Origin of the sequence: Rhizobium sp. Root149 (assembly GCF_001427345.1) — a bacterium.
In the GTDB taxonomy this organism is placed as follows: domain Bacteria; phylum Pseudomonadota; class Alphaproteobacteria; order Rhizobiales; family Rhizobiaceae; genus Neorhizobium; species Neorhizobium rhizoryzae.
Genome location: NZ_LMGD01000020.1, coordinates 609,353 through 629,802, shown reverse-complemented (window position 1 = coordinate 629,802; position 20,450 = coordinate 609,353). Strand labels below are relative to the sequence as shown.

The window sequence follows — 20,450 nt, the reverse complement described above, 5'->3', positions numbered from 1 at the left end:
CGTGATTTTTCTCATGAATGTATCCCTCCACTAATAATTCTGGACTGGCTCATTCAGGAAAAGAGGAACACAGTCAACTCACGGCCCTGTGAGGCGCACCTTAAGATGAACAAAATTTTCATATTTTGGAATTGTTCAAAAGAAGCTCAAGGCTTATATGTGTGTCGAACGGAAACACGGAGACTGGCATGCGCTTGACCAAGCAGACGAATTACGCCGTACGTATGCTGATGTACTGCGCAGCGAATGATGGCAACCTGAGCCGCATTCCCGAGATCGCCAAGGCCTATGGCGTTTCCGAACTGTTTCTGTTCAAGATCCTGCAGCCTTTGACAAAGGCAGGCCTCATCGAGACTGTCCGCGGCCGCAATGGTGGGGTTCGCCTCGGCCGTGCTGCCGACAAGATCTCCCTTTTCGACGTCGTGAAGGTGACGGAAGACAGTTTTGCCATGGCAGAATGCTTCGAGGACGGCGCCGTCGAATGTCCCCTTGTCGATAGCTGCGGCCTCAATTCCGCGCTTCGCAAGGCGCTGAATGCCTTCTTCGACGTCCTGACGGAATACTCGATCGACGATCTGGTAAAGGCGCGTCCCCAGATCAACTTCCTGCTAGGGCTCGACGATCTTGCGCCGCGCCCGCGTGCCGCTCTGCCGGCCTGATGACCGCATGGCGCGTTCGCCCGGGTTGAGGCTGAACGCGAGGGCTAACCCCTTGGCTGGTCTGCCACACAGCGCTGCTAGGTGAAAATGTTTTCGAAGGATATCTGGCCGGTTGCCATCACCGCCGCTCTTGGCTCGATTGGCGCCCTGATTGCTTCGGCGCTTTCACTCCCCGCTCCTTATCTCATCGGACCTGCGGCACTGGTCACGCTCGGCAGTCTGGCCGGGCTTGATCTCAAGGTTCCCCACCTTGTACGCAACATCGCCTTCCTGTCGGTCGGCTTGTCGATGGGATCGGGTGTTACGCCGGAGGTTCTTTCAGCGGCACAGGCATGGCCCCTCAGCTTCATCACGCTGGCGGCAATGTCGCTTGCTCTTCTGCTGATCGTCTATGCAGTCCTGAAGGCGATCTTCCGATACGACCCCATGACGTCCATGCTGGCGGCCTGCCCTGGACATCTCAGCTATGTCCTTGCACTGGCTGCGGGGGTCAAAAGCGATCTCGTGAGCGTCGGTGTCATTCAGAGCGTGAGAGTTTTGGCCTTGACGCTTCTCGTGCCCTTGTTTGTCGAGATGAGCGCCCCGGTTGGCACGCCAATGCCGGTGGCTTCCACCACGATCACCCCTCTTGCTCTGTCGATAATGGGAGCGGCGGGTTTCCTGCTTGGACGCGGCCTAGACAGGCTTCGCGTACCGGCTGCTCTGCTGGTTGGCGGAATGGTCGTCTCCAGCACGGCGCACCTTACCCATCTTGTTGAAGGCGGGATCCCGACATGGCTGCAAATTCCGATTTATGTCGTTCTCGGCAGCATGATCGGATCAAGATTTGCGGGTGTTAGCCTATCAGACCTGAAGTCGGCTTGTATGGCAGGTTTGACAGTCACCATCATCGCCGGCGTCATTTCGGTCGCCGTTGCGTTGGGTGTATCGCGCATACTTGGCATTCCGCTGTCAGCGGCTCTCATCGCTTTTGCCCCAGGAGGGCTTGAGACCATGGCCGCCATGGCGATTATACTGCATGCCGATCCCGCCTATGTCGGTACGCATCATATTGTAAGACTTATATTTTTGTCATTCCTAATGCCCGCTATGATCGCATGGGTCCGGAAGCGCTAAATAATCATCTACAAAAAACCGTATTCAAAAAATGAGATATTGATGGGTTCCCGCAGTTGAACGCCTGTACAACATGAAGTACTGACAGAGATAAGCGCAAACGTTGCAGACGCGGGCGCGAAGCAGAAATTGTGTTTTGATAACCTGTCAGACGTCAGCTTACACGGGCAGTAAGCTATATGAGCGTCCAAGAACAGAGGAATGCTTCTTCTTTACTAAAGAAGTTAAGATTTCCAAAGTTCCGGCGAGCTACATGCGGGACAGTCGGGATCGTCAGATGCAATCTGGCAATGTGTGATGTCAATGAAGTTCAGTTTAAATCGTTCGATCTGATCTGGCTTCGAGGCGAATGGGATGACTGGAGCGATACGGGGTTCTCCAGTTGAAGATGCGAGAGAGGGTTTCGCTAAACGTGCATTCGCAAGCTTTCCGCAAGGAATACTTGTTATGCTGCCAGGCGCACCTGTTGAGGGGAGACTTAGAATGGACGCAACGGGAAACCAGATGGCCGACAGGCGTGATGTAGGTTCGCATTTTGCCCTGCGCCGCATTCCGAAGCAGGAACGGAGCCGCGAGCGGATCGATGAGATCCTGAAGGTGGCGATGGACCTCATCGGCCAGAAGGGGATCGACGCGGTAACGATGAAGGAAATTGCCAGCCTGTCAGGCGGGCCGATTGCTTCCGTTTATCAGTACTTTCCCAACAAGACGGCAATCATTGCCACACTCTACGAGCGTTACATTTCACAACTGCGTTCGATCCTGGCCGGCGCGCTGCCGCAGATCAACGAAGCGGGTGGCATTGCCGATGCTGCCGAAGAGATGATCACGCTTTATGCGAAGTTCGTGCGCTCCCATCCGCATGTTCAGGATCTGATCAATGCCGTACAGGCGGACAAGCTGCTCGAAGATATCGACATCAAGGAAGCGCGGCAGATCGCCGACATGTTCTGCAAGGCTTCGGAGGCCTTCGTTCCAGCCAATCTGCGTGAGGAATTTGTTCGTACGGCCTTTGTCATGTGCCACCTGACGGTCAGCATGGTACGACTGGCGATCAAGGTCGCAGACGACGAAGGCGACCAGATCGTTTCCGATTTCAAGGCGTCGATCCGTCATCAGTTGAGCCGTTTCGTCAGCAAGTGACGTAAACGCGTCCGCTGACTGGTATATTGAATGGCCCTGCCCGACCGGCGGGGCCGTTTTCGTTTCAAAGCGTGTCGCGATCCTTCAGATTCGCTCCTGACGCTTCAAGTCTCTTTTTCATCACATGTCGTTGTCGCAAAACCGCTGCACAGTTTTAGCTACGACATGCTTCAGTAAGACGCACAAAAAAGGCGGCTCCGCGAGCCGCCTTTCTGGTCTGATCGAGTGATGATTACTTCATCGTCGGCATGACGAACTGGGCGCCTTCCTTGATGCCGGAAGGCCAACGGCTGGTCACCGTCTTGGTCCGGGTCCAGAACTTGATGGAATCCGTGCCGTGCTGGTTGAGATCGCCGAAGGATGAAGACTTCCAGCCACCGAAGGAGTGATAGGCCAGCGGAACCGGGATCGGAACGTTGACGCCCACCATGCCGATATTGATGCGGCTGGCGAAGTCGCGGGCTGCATCACCATCGCGGGTGTAGATGGCAACGCCATTGCCGTATTCATGCTTCATCGGCAGATCGAGTGCTTCTTCGTAGGTCTTGGCGCGGACGACCGAGAGAACGGGACCAAAGATCTCGGTCTTGTAGATGTCCATGTCCGGCGTCACGTTGTCGAACAGGCAGCCGCCGACGAAGTAGCCGTTTTCATAGCCCTGTAGCTTGAAGTCTCGACCATCGACCACAAGCTTTGCACCTGCTTCGACACCGCTGTCGATGAGGCCCAGAATACGATTGCGCGCTTCCTTGGTGACAACCGGTCCAAGGTCGGCCTTGTCATCGGTATAAGGACCGATGCGAAGGCTTTCCACCATGGGTGTGAGTTTCTCGATGAGGCGGTTTGCCGTATCTTCGCCCACCGGCACAGCGACGGAGATTGCCATGCAACGCTCGCCGGCAGAGCCATAGCCAGCCCCCATCAGCGCGTTGGCAGCCTGATCGAGGTCCGCATCCGGCATGATGATCATGTGATTCTTAGCGCCACCGAAGCACTGGGCGCGCTTGCCGTTCATGGCCGCCGTTCCGTAGACATAACGAGCGATCGGCGTGGAGCCGACGAAGGAAACGGCGCCGATGTCCGGATGGGTGAGGATGCCATCGACAGCCGACTTGTCACCGTTGACGACGTTGAGAATGCCTTCCGGCAAACCAGCCTCGATCATCAGTTCGGCCAGACGGATCGGAACCGAAGGGTCGCGCTCGGATGGCTTCAGAATGAAGGCATTGCCGCAGGCGATTGCCGGCGCGAACATCCACATCGGGATCATGGCCGGGAAATTGAAAGGCGTAATGCCAGCGCCGACGCCGACAGCCTGGCGGATCGAGTACATATCGATGTTCGGACCAGCGCCTTCCGTGAACTCGCTCTTGGACAGATGCGGAATGCCGATGACGAATTCGCAGACTTCCAGCCCGCGGATGATATCGCCCTTGGCATCTTCGATCGTCTTGCCGTGCTCGCGCGACAGCATTTCGGCGAGCGAATCCATGTTATCATTCAACAATTGAACGAACTTCATAAACACGCGTGCGCGGCGTTGCGGGTTCATGGCAGCCCATTTCGGCTGCGCAGCCTTGGCGCTGGCAACAGCAGCGTTCAGCTCTTCCTGGCTGGCAAGAGCGACTTCACCCTGCACTTCGCCTGTCGCGGGATTGAAGATGCCCTGCTTGCGGCCCGACGTACCGGCAACCTTCTTGCCGTCGATGAAATGTCCGATTTGATACATGGTGTTCCTCCAGTGTTGTGGCCGCAGTATGCGCTTTCATTTGCACAAGACAACACCATGATTTACGCATCCATTGTGCAAATTTTATAGTGCAGGGCAGGACCAATGGATTGGGACAATGTGCGCATTTTTCTCGCCGTCGCTCGTGAAGGCCAGTTGCTTTCGGCATCCCGGAGGCTCGGGCTCAATCATGCGACGCTCGGGCGGCGCATCAATGCGCTTGAAGAGCAATTGCGGACTCGGCTACTGATCCGCAAGCCCAGTGGATGCGATCTCACGGCTGAGGGTCATGCCTTTTATGCCACGGCGGAACGCATGGAGGCCGAGATGCTGGCGGCGCAGGCACGAGCGGGCAATGTCGATGCTCCTATCGACGGCATCGTGAGGATTGGCGCTCCGGATGGCTTCGGCGTATCATTTCTGGCCCCAAGACTCGGACCTCTGATGCGGCGGCATCCGAACCTGCGCATCCAACTGGTGCCCGTTCCGCGTTCCTTCTCGCTCTCTTCCCGAGAGGCGGATATTGCCATTACTGTCGAGCAGCCCTCGCAGGGGCGACTGATCTGCGCCCGCCTGACCGATTACACGCTCGGACTTTATGCATCCGAGGATTATCTCAAGCGGCACGACGCCCCGCGCGATGTCGAAGACCTGCGGCATCATGCAAGGATCGGTTATGTGGAAGATCTGATCTTTTCCCCGTCACTGAATTTCACCGGTGAAATCATGCGCAACTGGGATGCCAGTTTCGAGATCTCCAGCGCAATCGGTCAAACGGAGGCGGTTCGCTCAGGCGCTGGTATCGGCATCCTGCACGATTACATCGCAAGCCAGGTGCCGGAACTGCGCCGCATTCTTCCGGCCATCTCAATCCGCCGCGCCTACTGGACGAATTATCACGAGAGCCTGCGTGACATGGCACGCATCAGGACCGTCGTTTCGTTTCTACAGGAGATCGTCGGACAAAACAGGGCACGTTTCGTGACCGAATAACAGCGTCAACCATAAAGGGGGAATGGTACGGTTGGGGGGTCTCGAACCTCCGACCTCAGGTGCCACAAACCTGCGCTCTAACCAACTGAGCTACAACCGCACATCAGGCTGCGGACCGTTCGATCCGCTGCTCTGCGGCGTGACATAAGGGGATTGCGTTGTTTTTGCAAGCCCTTCTTTTGCCCCGCATGCAAAAATGGCCGGACACGAATGTCCGGCCTATCCTTGGGAGGATATACGTATCAGGCAGTCTTGAAAGTAGACATCGCCTTTTCAGCCGCATCCTTGGCAGGCTTGGACACGTCTTCCGAAACCTTGCGCGCTGTTTCCTGCAAAGCCTTGGCCTGCTCGACCGCAACTTCAGCCTGCTTGCGGATGAAGGCCGTCTGAAGCTCGATCAACTGCGCCACGGACTTGACGCCCAGAAGCGATTCCATATGCGTCAGCGACAGGTCAGCATTGGTGCGCATTGCGTCGATGGCCTTCAGGCCGATTTCGACAGAGGCGGACTGGGCCGTCTGCATGGTGGTTTCCACAACCTTGGTCGCTTCTTCAGCAGCGTCCTTCATCTTGGTAAAGGCTTCGCGGGACTGCGTTGCGCCCTTCTCGGCGAATTCACGGAAGCTGTCCGTCAGCTTGCTCGGATCGAAGGTCGAGAACGAGAAAATGTCATCAGTTCTGTATGCCATGTGATCTGTCCTTTTTTCGGTGAGCCCCAATCAGGAAAGCTCCATGACCTTCTATATAGACCATCCCGTTGTGCATTGCAATATTTTTGTGCGGCGCACAATAAGATTTTACAGATTAACCCTGTTCGGGTTTTATTCTCCCTGCCGCATGGACGCCCGAGGGCTGGGAAGTTACTAACAATGTGTTAATCTACCGTCTTAACAAATGGTGACGGTCCCGGTGCAAGGAAGCTTCATGTCCTCTGTACAGTACCCATTCATTGATCTTGCCGTGCATGAGCGCGTGAGGCTGAACTATGCCGCGGGCAAAGCGGTGATCATCTTCTCGGCTGCAATGGATGAGGTGATCTGGGCCAATGGGGCCGGTGCGCAGCTTTTCGGCCAGGCCAGCATTTATGATCTGATCGAACAGGGGCCGCCCGCAACCGACCTGACCTTCAGGCAGGCCAAGGCCAGCGCGCGCCCCTTGCAGAACACCGGAGACACGCGCAGTTTTCTCATTCGCATGACTGCGGGTTTTGACCGGGTGACCGTACAAGCGAATCTGGAACTCATTTCCCTTCCGAACGGCGAACATGCCGTGCTTCTTGCGGTCCCGGCTGGCGAGGCGCAACCGGCAAGCCTGACCAGCGCGAGCCAGATGCTGCAGGGTTTCGATGACCCTTCCACCCATATGGCCGTTCTGGAACATCAGGGGGACGTAATCACCGCCTCGTCCGGCTTTTCCGGGCTTGCCTTGTCTTCCCAGACGATACAGTTGCTGGTGAGGCTTGCCGGGTCCGGACCGGACCGGCTTATCAAACGCGCCGTACCGACCGATTTCGGAAGCTTTCCGACAGCCATTGCGCGCCTGAGCGATGAGCCAGCTCTTTACCTTGTGATGCTTGTTCAACCCTCCCCGACCGTCGAAGCGGTTGAAACAGAGACTGCAGTCGCGGAGGATCGTGTCGCGGATCAACCGACCGCCAGCGGCACTGTCGCGGACGCTGCATTCGAGACGGCGCTTGATGCCGTAACTTCCATCGATGACATGGAGGAGGAACTCGACGAGGATCCAGACTTCGTGTCGCAGGGCGATGAAGATCCGGCAGACCATGCAGACATCGTTGACGAGACGGAGACTTCAGCAGCGGTTGTCGAACCCCTGAAAGAGAGCGTCGCAAACAGCGCGCTCATTCCTGACGCCAGCGACCTGGAGAGCCCGGCAACAGAGCCAGTATCCATCCACCGGTCGTTGCGCCGCGAGACGCGTGCCACGCGTTTTGTCTGGAAAATCGATGCCGATGGCTATTTCAGCGAGATCTCGCCGGAATTGGCCGCATCCGTTGGGCCGCACGCCGCAGAAATCGTCGGCCTTTCCTTCACGGACGTGGCTGCCTTGTTCAATCTCGATCCGGAAGGAAAGATTGCCGAATTGCTGAATCGGCGTGACACCTGGTCCGGCAAGACAATCTGGTGGCCTGTGGAGGGTACATCGGCAGTCGTGCCCATCGATTTGGCAGCACTTCCAACCTATTCGCGCAATCGGGAATTCGATGGCTTCCGGGGTTTTGGCATCATCCGGCTTGCGGACGCGGAAGAGGACGAGAACGCAATCGGCCTGACGTTCCTGGAAACCGGTTCGGATCCGGTGATTGCAGAGGATGCGACGCAGGATGAGAGCGCAGCCGAAGAAGCGCCAGACGCAACGAACGACGCAGCGAATGGCGATGGAACGGTCGAGAACCTTGAGCTGACACCGGTTGTCATTGCGGCGGAATCTCAAGACGCGCAGGTTGCGACAACAGAGGTTGAAGCCGAAACCGTGCCGCAGTCCGACGACGCCGCTTCTCAAATGGCGGGCGATGAACCGGCTGATGCGGATGCATCGCAACCCATCGCTGAGACGACGGACGAGAGCGCGACCACTGATGACGCGGTAACGGAGGAAGAGGTCGAGGCCTATTATGTCGAGCTGGACGAGTGGGTTCCAGAGGAAGGCGACGAGAGGGCTACACCGACTGACGCGCCTGCTGCAATCAATACTCCGATCCCCCTGCCCGCATTCGAAAAGCCCGTTCTGCGCATTATCGAAAATCCGGGCCTGCGTTATTCCGACAAGGTTATCCGTTTCGACGAACGCCGGAGCAATCTGCAGGATGGCCTGACGGCGGGCGAACAGGCAGCGTTTCGCGAGATCGCCCGGAAGCTGGACGCGTTTCGCCGCGGTGAGGATCCGAAAACGGAAAAGCCGAAAGTCACAGCTGAGGAACAGCAGGATCCGAAGCCGAGCGACGTGCAGGCAGTGAACACTCCCGAGACAGAGGCAGAGGCAGATAGTAATGTAGCGCCGATTGCTTCTGCTTCGGCCGCATCCTTTGCGCCCCGCTCGCTGCTCGAAGCTGACGAAGAGCCGGTTTTGGATGCCGCAACGCCTCAGCCAGAAGAAACCGGCACGGACAACCTTCCGGAGCCTGTCGAGCACGATCTCGAGCTATCTGACGAGCCTGTCGATTCAGCCGATCCCGACGTGCAGGCAGAAGAAAATGAAGCGGTAAAGGATGACGAGACCGCTGCCGACGATGACCGAATCTCGCTTGCAGAAGCCTACGCGCAGGCCATTCCCTTGCGTCCCCGGCCGGAATTGACAGCCGAGATCATCGATCAGATGCCAGTCGCTCTGCTGGTCCATAGCGGCGACACCCTTATCCATGCCAATCCGGAGTTCCTGCGCCTCACGGGCTATGCGGGTCTTGATAATCTTAATGCCGTGGGCGGTCTCGATGCGCTTTTGCAGCGTCAGGATCTCGACGACAAGACGCACGAAGCGGGCGGGATGGTTGTGGTTCGCGAGGATGATTCCATCGTTCCCGTGGCGGCGCGGTTGCAATCCGTTCGCTACGATGGCGCAACGGCTCTCATTCTCGCCTTGATGCCGAGCCAGGCCACTGTGGAAATGACAGAGCCTTCCGCAGACGCGGCACCGGCTATGTCAGCGGAGGCGCTTGAAGAGCACACGCGGCAGGCAGGCGAGATTTCCCGCCTGCAGGTCGAAGTCGAGGAATTGCGGGCAATCCTGGATACCGCGACAGACGGCGTTGTGTTGATGGGTGCTGACGGAACTATCCGTTCCATGAACCGGGCCGCCAACGCGCTGTTCAACTATGATAACGAGCAGACCAGCGGAAAGCCGTTCGTCATGCTGTTTGCCCATGAGAGTCAGAAATCCGTTCTCGATTACCTGCATGGTCTCAGCAGCCACGGCGTCGTCAGCCTGTTGAACGATGGGCGTGAGGTGATCGGGCGTGAAGCGGGCGGTGGTTTCGTTCCGCTTTTCATGACAATCGGCAAACTGACGTCCTCCAATGGCTATTGCGCGGTCATTCGCGATATCACCCAGTGGAAGCGGACCGAGGACGAGTTGCGCAGCGCCAAGCGCGCAGCCGAAACGGCGAACGCCCACAAGAGCGACTTCCTCGCGCATGTCAGCCACGAGATCCGCACACCGCTGAACGCAATCATAGGCTTTGCCGACATGATGGCGACCGAGCGGCTAGGCCCTATCGGACACGCACGCTACATCGAATACGCCAACGACATCGGCCGCTCAGGACGCCATGTCCTCGATATCGTCAACGATCTTCTGGATATCTCCAAGATCGAGGCGGGAGAGATGGAACTGGATTTCGTCTCGGTGGGCCTCAACGAGACGATTGCCGAAGCTGTCTCGCTTGTTCAGCCGCAGGCAAATACCCAGCGCGTCATCATCCGCACAGCGCTCAGCCATTCTGTGCCTCCGGTGGTGGCAGATCTTCGCTCGGTCAAGCAGATCGTCCTCAACATCCTGTCCAACGCCATTCGCTTCACGCCGTCCGGGGGACAGATCGTGGTTTCCACGTCCTACGAGACCAATGGAAGCGTGGTGCTGCGGGTGCGCGACACGGGCATCGGGATGACACGCTCCGAACTCGAACTGGCGATGAAGCCGTTCCGGCAGGTGGCCGGTGCGTCTCGGAAGCGTGGTGACGGAACCGGGCTTGGTCTTCCTCTGACGAAGGCTATGGTAGACGCCAATCGCGCTGTGTTTACCATCCATTCGGCACCAAACGAAGGAACACTGGTCGAGATCACCTTCCCCTCGCCGCGTGTGCTGGCGAATTGAACGGATCGCGTAGGACGGCATTCCGATTCCTGATGTCTTGATGTAGAGGGACCGGACGAAGAAGGGATGCCGGTTTTGCCTCCAGCCAGTCATGATTATCCGCGCGTGGTGAAGGAAGAGACACGCTCGCTCGCCGTCCTGGCGGTGCTCATCGCACTGATATCGGCCATGCCGCTCGGTGCGGTGGTCTGGATCGCCGTTTCCGGCAGTACGGACAGCCTGTCTCATGTCTTCGTCAATGTGCTGCCAAAGGCCGCGAGCCGGACGCTTCTTCTCGTGAGCATGACCGGAGTGCTCAGCGCCCTCTTCGGTATTGCGACGGCATGGCTCGTCACCACGTTCGAGTTTCCATTCAGGCGCATCCTGTCGGTCGCGCTCGTCTTGCCGCTTGCGATCCCCTCCTACATCGCAGCCTATACCTTCGTGGAATTCCTTGACTACACAGGGCCTCTCCAGACGGCACTCCGGTCGATCCTTGGCTTCAAGACAGCTCGCGACTACTGGTTTCCAGACATCCGGTCGCTCAGTGGCGCCGTGCTGATCCTGTCCAGCGTGCTTTACCCCTATATCTATCTCGCTTGCCGGGCGACATTCCTGATGCAGGGGCGGGCGGCAAGCGATGTGGCGCGCACGCTGGGTTCGGGGCTCTGGCGAACGCTCTGGCGAATTCAGCTCCCCATGGCGAGACCCGCCATTGTGATCGGCCTGACCCTTGTCGCGATGGAAACGCTGAATGATATCGGCGCGGTTGAATATCTCGGCGTCAACACGATCACCTTCTCGATCTACGACAGCTGGCTCAACCGCGGTAGTCTGTCCGGTGCTGCACAGCTGGCACTCGTGTTGCTTGCCGTTGTTATTGTTCTGATTTCCATCGAGCGGATCGCACGGCGTCGCCAGCGTTTTTCCGCAAACAGGACGACATCCAGCGTGAATGACCATGTGCGGCGTCCGCTTGGCTTCGGGAGCGGCTCGCTGGCCGCTGTCGCCTGTCTTCTGCCTGTTGCGCTGGGCTTCCTTCTCCCCTTCGCAATGCTGATGCATTATGCAAGCATCCGGCTGGAACTGCTTGCAGAACCGAAACTGATCAAGGCCTTGTGGAACAGCGTGCAGGTTTCGGGCGCCGCAGCACTGGCAACGGTGATGATCGGCTTCATGCTTGCCTACACGCACCGCAAGGACACAAGCCATTCTACCCGGTTGGCAGGTCGTATCGCGTCACTCGGCTATGGCATGCCGGGAACCGTGCTTGCAATCGGCGTCCTGTTTCCGCTTGCCGCCTTCGACAACACGTTGGACGCGATCCTGCGTGCGCATCTGGGCATTTCCACGGGCCTGCTTCTTTCGGGCTCCGGCTTCGCCATCTTCTATGCCTGCAGCGTGCGCTTTCTGACGATGGCGGAGGGCACGGTGGATGCCGGTTTCCAGAAGCTTTCGCCGCATCTCGATATGGCGGCAAGAACGCTGGGCCGAAACCGACGACAAACCTTGCTGTTCGTCCTTCTGCCAAACATGCGGCCAGCGCTGCTGACGGCCGGCCTCTTCGTGTTCGTCGAGACCATGAAGGAACTGTCCGCCACGATCCTGCTGCGCCCCTTCAACTTCAACACGCTGGCGACGCTGGTCTATGAGGATGCATCGAGAGCGCAAGTGGAAGATGCCTCCGTCGCCGCCCTCATCATCGTGCTGGTCGGTCTCATTCCGGTTCTTTTTGTATCCAGAACAATGGAGCGCTGAGAATCAGGAACAACACTGCCAAAAACCCAATGGCAGACAGAAAAAAAGGCAGCCGGGGCTGCCTTTGAGTTTATGGTATGCTGATGGATTATCTCCGGAGCGACCCATAGGGACAATTCTCTTGCCGCCTCATGGGCCGATACCTGATCGTCTCCTCTGCGCCTTAACAAGACATTAAAATACGACACCTTGTTATGATGGATGGATCGTTGGTTCACCAGATGACAATTTCGCCCCACAATGAAACAAATCCATTTCGATTCACGATTTTAGCACATCCAGATCGGCAAAGAGATCCAGCGCTTCCGGGTTGGCCAAGGCTTCCTTGTTTTTCACCGGACGACCATGAACCACTTCCCTCACGGCAAGCTCAACGATCTTGCCAGACTTGGTGCGGGGAATATCCGTAACCGCAATGATCCTGGCTGGCACATGCCGCGGTGTGCAGCCGGTACGGATCCGGTTCTTGATGGCCGCCACCAGATTGTCGTCGAGCGTGTAGCCATTGGCCAGGCGCACGAAGAGGATGACACGGACGTCATCGTCCCAGTCCTGACCGATGCAAAGCGCTTCAAGCACTTCCGGCATCTGCTCAACCTGATTGTAGATTTCTGCGGTGCCGATGCGCACACCGCCGGGATTGAGCGTTGCATCCGAACGTCCATGAATGACGAGACCGCCATGGCTCGTCCACTCGGCAAAGTCGCCATGGCACCAGACATTGTCGAAACGCTCGAAATAGGCGGCGCGATATTTCTTGCCGTCCGGATCGTTCCAGAACATCACCGGCATTGAGGGGAAAGCCTTCGTGCAGACGAGTTCACCCTTTTCGCCGCGCACGGATTGCCCGTCATCGTTCCAGACATCCATCGCCAGTCCAAGACCCGGCCCCTGGATCTCACCGCGCCAGACAGGCTTGAGCGGATTGCCAAGCACGAAGCAGGACACGATGTCGGTGCCTCCAGAGATGGACGCCAGATGCACGTCCCGCTTGATGCCCTCGTAGACGAAGGTGAAACCCTCCGGCGAGAGAGGTGATCCCGTTGAGGTGATCAGACGCAAGGCGCTCAGATCGTGTGATTTCAACGGCTCCAGACCGCTCTTCCGAACCGCGTCGATATATTTGGCGGAGGTGCCGAAAACCGCAAATTTCTCTTCTGCAGCGTAATCGAATAGCACGCTTCCGTTCGGCGCAAACGGGGACCCGTCGAAAAGGCAGAGCGTTGCACCAGCGGCGAGGCCGGAAGCCAGCCAGTTCCACATCATCCAGCCGCAGGTGGTGAAGTAGAACAGACGGTCGCCAGGCTGGATGCCGCAGTGGAGCACATGTTCCTTCAGATGCTGCAAGAGAGTTCCGCCGGCAGAGTGCACGATGCACTTCGGAACTCCGGTGGTGCCGGAGGAGAACAGGATGTAGAGCGGGTGCGAAAAGGGAAGCTGCCGGAACTCAAGCGGCCGGACCTCAAAACCTTCAACAAACTGCTCCAGCGTCCGGGCATTCGGGATTGACCCGGCCAATGCGGCGGCATCTCCCGCATAAGGAACGACCAGAACTGGCACCTTGAGTTCGGCAGCCACATCCCGCACCTTGGCAGAGACATCCTGCAGCTTGCCATTGTACCAGTAGCCGTCGCAGGTGATGAACAGCTTCGGCTCGATCTGACCAAACCGGTCGAGCACGCCTTGCGGACCGAAATCAGGGGAGCATGACGACCAGATGGCACCGAGGGACGTTGCCGCAAGCATGCAGGCGATGGTCTCCGGCAGGTTCGGCATCATGGCTGCAACGCGATCTCCCTCGCCTATGCCCATTGCCGCAAAAGCCTGTTGCAGACGGGAGACTCGACCCTTCAACTCATCCCAACCCCAGCGATAGGACACCTTGTCCTCACCCCGGAAAATCAGGGCATCAGTTTCACCGGATTGCCTGAGAAGATTCTGGGCAAAGTTCAGCCGCGCATCGGGAAAGAAACGGGCCTCCAGCATGCGACCGTCATCGATCAGCGCATGCTCCCCCTTCTCGCCCTCGACACCGCAAAAATCCCAGATGGCGGACCAGAATTTATCCCGATTCTCCACCGACCAGACATGAAGTGCATCCACATCCGGGAATGTTGTCCCTTCGCGCTCGCTCAACCATGTCATGAAACGCGACAATGGCTGCGCGTTCTTGAAGTCTTCGCTCGGCGTCCAAAGCGGCATTTCAATTGTCATCAGCATACACCTCCACCCTGATCGCCAAGCTATAGCATGTTGCACTGCAAGATAAAGAGCTCGAGCCGCTGTTGTTTGCAAGGCAGCAATAAATCCGGTAACCCACAAGGCAAACGACAATGCGACACAATCTAAACACGTGAAAACTCAGTCTATGTACCAGAACCTGCTCCGTACCATGCCGGTCCGAATTGCCCTTGCGGCGGGTGGGCTCGTGCTTGTCTTGCTGGTTTTGTTCCGCCTGCTTTCGCCGCTGCTTGTTTCCTCCGATCTCGTTCGTGAGCGCATGGAAAGCGCAGTCGAGGAATGGCTGGGCCATGATGTGGTCATCCGAGGAACGCCTTCGCTCAGCTTCTGGCCCCGACCGGTTGTCAAGATTGATGATATCGCCATCCGCCAAGAAGACAGACCCGATGCTCCCATACTTGGCCATGTGACATCGCTGTCGGCACGGTTCAGCATCTGGGAGGCACTGCGGGGAACACCTGTGTTTCAGGACTTTACTCTGACGGAGCCGCAGGTCCTTCTGCGCCAAAATCAGGATGGGTCGTTGAACTGGAGTTCAGATGGCGTTCTTGGCCAAACCTTGCACAGACTCGGACAGTCTCAGTCTGCCGTTGACAACCAGTTGCAGCTTGAACGCGACCCGGTGATCGGCGACATTTCGATCGTTTCGGGCTCTCTGCGGATAGAAGACCGGACCGGACGCTCTATTCTGATCGACAAGATCGAGGGCAGCCTCGACTGGCCCCGGCTCTCAAGGTCTGCTCGCCTGCGAATCGAGGCTATCGCAAACAATGAGCCTGTATCGCTGGATGTCAGCGCCGTGAACCCGCTGCTGCTGCTTGCCGGAAGGGGAAGCGAGGTGGATGCCACACTGCAGTCTCCGCTGGTAACAGCAAGCTTCCGCGGCGCCGCAGATCTGCAGCGTTATGCCTTCATGTCTGGTGACCTGAAGATTTCCGTGCCCAAAGTCGCAGAGGCTGTGACATGGGGAAATATCCCTGTCCACATCGCCGATCGACTGACCAACTTCTCGCTGACGGCCAAGCTGCTGACGATCGGAAACGTTCTGCGTTTCGACCAGCTTTCGGTCGCAGCCAACGGCACCAAAGGCACCGGGGTCATGGATCTGGCCATGGCGACAGCGTCCAGTCCACCTCGCCTGACCGGGACTCTCGCCTTCGATACCATCGACCTGGCCCGGCTCGGACATGTTATAGCCAGCGAGGATCAAACCATTGGCGAGGACAAAGCCAAGCGGGCCTCGCTTCTCGAACGCCAGATCGGCCTCGATGTGCGGTTCTCGGCAGCCTCGGCGGCACTTGGCCCGGTGACGCTCGACAATGCGGCAGTCAGCATCGTTTCGAATGCAAACCAGACGCAGATCGAGGTTCTGGATAGCGATCTCTTTCAGGGCAGCCTGACAGGCGAACTGACCTTGCTTCAGGTGCCGGAGCTTTCCACCAAGCTGAGGATTGCCGCAAAGGATGTCGATCTCGGCAGCCTTGGTAAAGCGCTTGCCTGGTCTTCACCATTCATCACGGGGACAGGCAGCCTGCAAGCCCGGATGAAGCTATCGAAGACACTATTACAGGCCTCTCCCGACGACGTGACTGGCGATTTTCGCTTTCAGGCAAAATCTGGAAGCATTGGGGGACTCGATCTTTCAAGGCTCATGACGCTGGCCGGAGGAACTTCGTATTTCTCCCTCCAGCAGGCGGGTCAAAGTTCCAGTAGTTTCGAAACATTGGAAGCGGTGGGCAAGATCAACGGCAGCAGCGCCGAACTCAGTTCCGCATCCATCGCTGTCGCACCCTATCGGCTCAGCCTGGCGGGTGTCATTCCCTATGAAACCCGAAGCCTGTCGCTTTCCGGCACAATCGAGAACGGAGTGGCCAGCCACAGGCTGTTCATCGGCGGTGCCTGGCCGAATCCGGTTATCTGGCCGATGCATGAGCAGTTTCAAATCCCGGGAACCTCAAGGCCTTGAGATAGCTTCAAGTTGCCGCGCGAATGGCATCATGCTCGTCGCGGATACGACGCAGCTCCGTTCGCTTTGAGCTGATGGATGCGCAGATTACACCGATTGTCACGAGACCGATCAGGATCGTACAGATGGCATTGATTTCCGGCGTCACACCTAAGCGGACTTGCGAATAGATCTTGATGGGAAGCGTGGTGGCCCCGGGCCCCGTCGTGAAGCTTGCAATTACCAGATCATCCAGCGACAGCGTGAAGGCCAGCATCCAGCCCGAGATGATGGCGGGCGCGATGAGCGGCAGCGTGATGCGGAAGAAGGTCTTGACCGGTGGGCAGCCGAGATCCATTGCCGCTTCTTCCAGTGATCTGTCGAAGGTCAGCAGGCGCGACTGCACGATGACTGCCACATAGCACATGGTGAAGGTGGTATGAGCGATCGTTACCGTCCAGAAACCGCGGTCGATATTCATGGCCACGAACAGCAGCAACATGGACAGACCGGTGATTACTTCCGGCATGACAAGTGGTGCATAGATCATCCCGGTAAAGGGGATACGTCCCGGGAACCTTGGAAAGCGCACCAGCGTCAAGGCTGCGAGGGTTCCAAGGATCGTGCCGAGTGTCGCGCTCAGCATCCCGACCCGCGCGGTGACCCAGGCAGCATCCATGAGCCCCTGGTTGCTCCACATCACCCTGTACCACTCCAGCGAAAAGCCGCCCCAGACGGTGACCAGCTTTGACGCGTTGAACGAATAGACGATGAGAATGATGATCGGGATATAGAGGAAAGCGAAGCAGAGCGTCAGGACGGTGCTGTCGAAGCGCGACGGTTTCATGTCACGTCACCTTCCGCTGCTGGTTCTGGAAGATGACGATGGGAACGACCAGCGCGAGCAGCAGCAGAACGGCAACGGCAGATGCAAGCGGCCAGTCGCGATTGCCGAAGAACTCGGTCCAGAGCGTCTTGCCGATCATCAGCGTGCTCGCGCCGCCCAGAAGATCGGGGATCACGAATTCGCCGGTGATCGGAATGAAGCAGATCATCGAGCCTGCGATGACGCCCGGCAGCGATAGCGGAAAAGTAATGCGCCAGAACGCTTTCCAGGGCGGGCAACCAAGGTCGCTTGCCGCCTCCAGAAGCGTGCCATCCATTTTTTCCAGAGCCGCGTAAAGCGGGAGGACCATGAAGGGCAGATAGGAATAAACTATACCGATGAAGACCGCCCAATCGGTGCGATAGATCTGAACCTGATCGTCCGGCCCCAGAATGTGGAGCGTCTGGAGCAGAAGTGTCAGCAGCCCCTCCGGCTTCAGGATGCCGATCCAGGCATAGACACGAATGAGAAAGGAGGTCCAGAAGGGCAAAATGACCAGCATCATCAGCGTTGGGCGGATCGTGCTGGGTGCCCGCGCCATGGCCAGCGCCATGGGGTATCCGATCAGCAGAAGCAGAAGCGTCGAGATGAAGGCAATGCGCAGGGAGGAGAGATAGGCATCGAGATAGAGAGGATCTTCGGTCAGGAAGCTGTAGTTATCGAGATCCAGCCCGGCGAAAAACGAGCCGATGTCACCGAAACCTTCGAAGACCGGCGTGTAGGGCGGCATGGCAATGGCCGTATCCGACAGGGATATCTTCAGGATGATGAAGAAGGGCGCGGCAAAGAACAGCACAAGCCAGATGTAGGGTATGGCCACGACGAGCCAGCGGGCGGGGTTGCGATGGGTCGGGGCTGCAATCTCTGCCATGGCTTCACCCTAGCGCGTCAAGACAAGGCCGGCATCAAGCGGCCATGTGAGCCAGACCATGTCGCCGAAGGTGATGGGCCGATCAACGAGACGCGACACATTGGCCTGCGCCGCACGGACGACACGCCCATCGGCAAGCTTGACGAGAAAGACGGAAAAATCTCCCAGATAGCCTATATCCCAGACCTCGCCATGGACCGCATTGACACTGACATCGACGGGCTGATCCAGCGCGATGCGGACCTTTTCAGGCCTTATGGCGAAGGCGACGGATGCGCCTGTAGCGGCAGCACATTCCTGCTCCACGGCGATGGAAACGCCCTGGCTATCCAGCCTGACGACAGGTGGATGACCAGGCTGCAGGACCTCGCCCGTGTTTGCCATAACGGCACATTCCAGAATGTTGATATCGCCGATGAACTCGGCAACATAACGGGTGTTGGGCGCCTCATAGATTTCGGCAGGCGTTGCAACCTGCATCACAACACCCTTGTCCATGACCGCGATCCGATCAGATACGGTCATCGCCTCTTCCTGATCGTGGGTGACGATCAGGAATGTCAGGCCGAGCGTGTGCTGGATATCCATGAGTTCGAACTGCGTTTCCTCGCGCAGCTTGCGGTCGAGAGCACCCAGCGGCTCGTCCAGCAGAAGAACCTTCGGGCGCTTGGCAAGCGAGCGCGCCAGCGCAACACGCTGCCGCTGTCCGCCGGAAAGCTGTGCGGGCTTGCGCTTGGCGAAGGCTTCCAGCTTCACCAGCTTCAGCATCTCATCGACACGCGCCGAAATTTCGCCTTTCGGCAGGCCATCCTGCTCCAGGCCGAAAGCGATGTTCTTCTCGACCGTCATGTGCGGGAAGAGCGCGTAGCTCTGAAACATCATGTTGGTGGGGCGCTTGTAGGGTGGCGTGTTGGCGAGATCCTTACCCTGCAACAGGATGCGTCCCTCGGTCGGCGCTTCAAAGCCCGCCAGCATGCGCATCAGCGTGGTCTTGCCGCAGCCCGACGGCCCCAGGAGCGAGAAGAATTCCCGCTCATAGATATCGAGCGACAGGTTATCGACCGCAACGAAATCGCCGTAACGTTTGGTGATATTCTCAAAGCGGATGAAGGGCACGGCATGCGGCTCGGTCCAGGGAGAGAATTTGCGCTTTACCGGTCCCAAAGATCTGGCCATGCCCGAGCCCCTGCTTCACCCAACAATTTCACATTGCCGGAACCTCCGGCAATGTGTTCGTTCAACGCTTATTTGCCGGTCTTGATCGACGTCCACTCGCGGTTCAGGACGCGCTGGGCCTTGGGATCGTAGGGCGAGATGGTGAAGAGCTTTCCGAGCGTTGCCTCGTTCGGATAGACCGACGGGTTCTTCGCAACGGATTCATCGATGAACTTCTGCGAGGCGAGGTTGCCGTTGGCGTACTGAACAAAGTTCGAGGCCTTGGCTATCACCTCCGGCTTCATGAGGTAGTTGATGAAGGCATGCGCTTCCTCGACATGCTTGGCATCTGCCGGGATCGCCAGGTTGTCGAACCACATATAGGTGCCTTCCTTCGGGATGACGTAGTTCACCTTGACGCCGTTCTTGGCTTCAACCGCGCGCTTCTTTGCCTGGAGAATGTCTCCCGACCAGCCGATGGTGATGCAGGTATCCCCGTTCGCCAGTTCATCGATATAGGCCGAAGAGTTGAAGCTTTTCACATAGGGGCGAATCTTCCTGTAGACCTCGCCACCGGCCACCAGATCGGCAGAGGCCTTGCTGTCGGCGTTCTTGCCGAGATAATTCATGGCAATTGCAAAGGTTTCGTCGGACGCATCCAGGATATTGATGCCGCAGCCCTTCAGCTTCTTGGCGTTTTCCGGCTTGAAGAGAACATCCCAGCTATCGATGGGAACATCACCGAGAGCCGCCTTTACCTTGTCGACATTGTAGCCGATGCCGGTGGTGCCCCACATATAGTTGACGGCAAACTGATTGCCAGGATCATACTTCGCCAGGCGCTCCATGACCTGCGGCCACATGTTGGAGAGGTTCGCCAGCTTGGACTTGTCCAGCTTCTGGAAGACACCGGCGCTGATCTGACGGGCGAGGAATGGCCCGGTGGGTACCACGACATCGTAACCCGAGCCGCCTGCCAGAAGCTTTGTCTCGACGATCTCGTTATTGTCGAAGACGTCATAGACAACCTTGATGCCGGTTTCCTTGGTGAAATCCTCCAGGATCGATTCATCGATATAGTCAGACCAGTTGTAGACATGAACCACGCGTTCCTGCGCCAACGCCATGGTTGGCAGGGCGGAGGT

At 57.7% G+C, this 20,450-nt stretch carries 14 protein-coding genes and 1 tRNA gene; 7 read left to right on the top strand and 8 right to left on the bottom strand.

The genetic code is table 11. The features are described 5' to 3' along the window. The first annotated feature begins 188 nt into the window (after positions 1-188). The 3 genes from rirA (at position 189) to ASD54_RS15170 (ending at position 2,918) form a co-directional block, all read left to right on the top strand. On the top strand, positions 189-659 hold the full coding sequence (gene rirA, locus ASD54_RS15180; protein WP_062555410.1) for an iron-responsive transcriptional regulator RirA: 471 nt from the start codon (positions 189-191) through the stop codon (positions 657-659). Between the two features lie 87 nt (positions 660-746). Then, positions 747-1,775, top strand: a complete 1,029-nt coding sequence (locus tag ASD54_RS15175; RefSeq protein WP_062555409.1) for an AbrB family transcriptional regulator — start codon at positions 747-749, stop codon at positions 1,773-1,775. Between the two features lie 483 nt (positions 1,776-2,258). Then, a complete protein-coding gene (locus tag ASD54_RS15170) occupies positions 2,259-2,918 on the top strand; it encodes a TetR family transcriptional regulator (RefSeq protein WP_244484759.1) in 660 nt (219 codons plus the stop codon). A 232-nt stretch (positions 2,919-3,150) separates the two neighbouring features. Here the strand turns inward: ASD54_RS15170 and ASD54_RS15165 are convergent, their stop codons facing one another. Next, positions 3,151-4,647, bottom strand: coding sequence for a CoA-acylating methylmalonate-semialdehyde dehydrogenase (locus ASD54_RS15165; protein ID WP_062555408.1), 1,497 nt, complete (start codon positions 4,645-4,647; stop codon positions 3,151-3,153). Between the two features lie 105 nt (positions 4,648-4,752). Here ASD54_RS15165 and ASD54_RS15160 point away from each other — a divergent pair, with 105 nt between their 5' ends. Then, entirely contained in the window at positions 4,753-5,640 is an 888-nt protein-coding gene (locus ASD54_RS15160) for a LysR family transcriptional regulator (RefSeq protein ID WP_062555407.1), read from the top strand. Positions 5,641-5,663: 23 nt separating this feature from the next. Here the strand turns inward: ASD54_RS15160 and ASD54_RS15155 are convergent. Then, positions 5,664-5,740, bottom strand: a tRNA-His gene (locus ASD54_RS15155). Positions 5,741-5,882: 142 nt separating this feature from the next. Next, positions 5,883-6,329 carry a phasin gene (locus ASD54_RS15150; RefSeq protein WP_062555406.1) on the bottom strand — a complete coding sequence of 149 codons (447 nt, stop codon included), beginning with the start codon at positions 6,327-6,329 and terminating at the stop codon, positions 5,883-5,885. A gap of 235 nt (positions 6,330-6,564) precedes the next feature. Between ASD54_RS15150 and ASD54_RS15145 the strand changes: the two genes are divergently transcribed. Further along, the gene (locus tag ASD54_RS15145; RefSeq protein WP_062555502.1) at positions 6,565-10,470 is read left to right on the top strand and encodes an ATP-binding protein; all 3,906 of its coding nucleotides are present in this window, start codon (positions 6,565-6,567) and stop codon (positions 10,468-10,470) included. 168 nt (positions 10,471-10,638) lie between these two features. Further along, positions 10,639-12,207 (top strand): iron ABC transporter permease, encoded by a 1,569-nt coding sequence (locus ASD54_RS15140; RefSeq protein WP_244484770.1) that lies wholly within the window; start codon positions 10,639-10,641, stop codon positions 12,205-12,207. Positions 12,208-12,468: 261 nt separating this feature from the next. Here the strand turns inward: ASD54_RS15140 and ASD54_RS15135 are convergent, their stop codons facing one another. Further along, complete coding sequence (locus ASD54_RS15135) at positions 12,469-14,421, bottom strand: acetoacetate--CoA ligase (RefSeq protein WP_062555501.1); 1,953 nt, start codon at positions 14,419-14,421, stop codon at positions 12,469-12,471. Positions 14,422-14,560: 139 nt separating this feature from the next. Between ASD54_RS15135 and ASD54_RS15130 the strand changes: the two genes are divergently transcribed. Beyond that, positions 14,561-16,414: an AsmA-like C-terminal region-containing protein gene (locus ASD54_RS15130; protein ID WP_156379232.1), complete on the top strand. Its 1,854-nt coding sequence runs from the start codon at positions 14,561-14,563 to the stop codon at positions 16,412-16,414. 7 nt (positions 16,415-16,421) lie between these two features. On the opposite strand, the gene ASD54_RS15125 is transcribed toward ASD54_RS15130, so the two are convergent. The 4 genes from ASD54_RS15125 to ASD54_RS15110 form a co-directional block, all read right to left on the bottom strand. After that, positions 16,422-17,240 carry an ABC transporter permease gene (locus ASD54_RS15125; RefSeq protein ID WP_062555403.1) on the bottom strand — a complete coding sequence of 273 codons (819 nt, stop codon included), beginning with the start codon at positions 17,238-17,240 and terminating at the stop codon, positions 16,422-16,424. 1 nt (position 17,241) lies between these two features. Continuing rightward, a complete protein-coding gene (locus tag ASD54_RS15120) occupies positions 17,242-18,150 on the bottom strand; it encodes an ABC transporter permease subunit (protein WP_062555402.1) in 909 nt (302 codons plus the stop codon). Between the two features lie 9 nt (positions 18,151-18,159). Beyond that, entirely contained in the window at positions 18,160-19,326 is a 1,167-nt protein-coding gene (locus ASD54_RS15115; protein WP_062555401.1) for an ABC transporter ATP-binding protein, read from the bottom strand. 68 nt (positions 19,327-19,394) lie between these two features. Further along, positions 19,395-20,432 carry a polyamine ABC transporter substrate-binding protein gene (locus ASD54_RS15110; RefSeq protein WP_156379238.1) on the bottom strand — a complete coding sequence of 346 codons (1,038 nt, stop codon included), beginning with the start codon at positions 20,430-20,432 and terminating at the stop codon, positions 19,395-19,397. Positions 20,433-20,450: the final 18 nt, after the last annotated feature.

Bases quoted from the DNA above. Each gene is read 5' to 3' on its own strand.
- rirA (WP_062555410.1), top strand. From the start codon at position 189: ATGCGCTTGACCAAGCAGACGAATTACGCCGTACGTATGCTGATGTAC.
- ASD54_RS15175 (WP_062555409.1), top strand. From the start codon at position 747: ATGTTTTCGAAGGATATCTGGCCGGTTGCCATCACCGCCGCTCTTGGC.
- ASD54_RS15170 (WP_244484759.1), top strand. From the start codon at position 2,259: ATGGACGCAACGGGAAACCAGATGGCCGACAGGCGTGATGTAGGTTCG.
- ASD54_RS15165 (WP_062555408.1), bottom strand. From the start codon at position 4,647: ATGTATCAAATCGGACATTTCATCGACGGCAAGAAGGTTGCCGGTACG.
- ASD54_RS15160 (WP_062555407.1), top strand. From the start codon at position 4,753: ATGGATTGGGACAATGTGCGCATTTTTCTCGCCGTCGCTCGTGAAGGC.
- ASD54_RS15150 (WP_062555406.1), bottom strand. From the start codon at position 6,329: ATGGCATACAGAACTGATGACATTTTCTCGTTCTCGACCTTCGATCCG.
- ASD54_RS15145 (WP_062555502.1), top strand. From the start codon at position 6,565: ATGTCCTCTGTACAGTACCCATTCATTGATCTTGCCGTGCATGAGCGC.
- ASD54_RS15140 (WP_244484770.1), top strand. From the start codon at position 10,639: ATGCCGCTCGGTGCGGTGGTCTGGATCGCCGTTTCCGGCAGTACGGAC.
- ASD54_RS15135 (WP_062555501.1), bottom strand. From the start codon at position 14,421: ATGACAATTGAAATGCCGCTTTGGACGCCGAGCGAAGACTTCAAGAAC.
- ASD54_RS15125 (WP_062555403.1), bottom strand. From the start codon at position 17,240: ATGAAACCGTCGCGCTTCGACAGCACCGTCCTGACGCTCTGCTTCGCT.
- ASD54_RS15120 (WP_062555402.1), bottom strand. From the start codon at position 18,150: ATGGCAGAGATTGCAGCCCCGACCCATCGCAACCCCGCCCGCTGGCTC.
- ASD54_RS15115 (WP_062555401.1), bottom strand. From the start codon at position 19,326: ATGGCCAGATCTTTGGGACCGGTAAAGCGCAAATTCTCTCCCTGGACC.
- ASD54_RS15110 (WP_156379238.1), bottom strand. From the start codon at position 20,432: ATGGCGTTGGCGCAGGAACGCGTGGTTCATGTCTACAACTGGTCTGAC.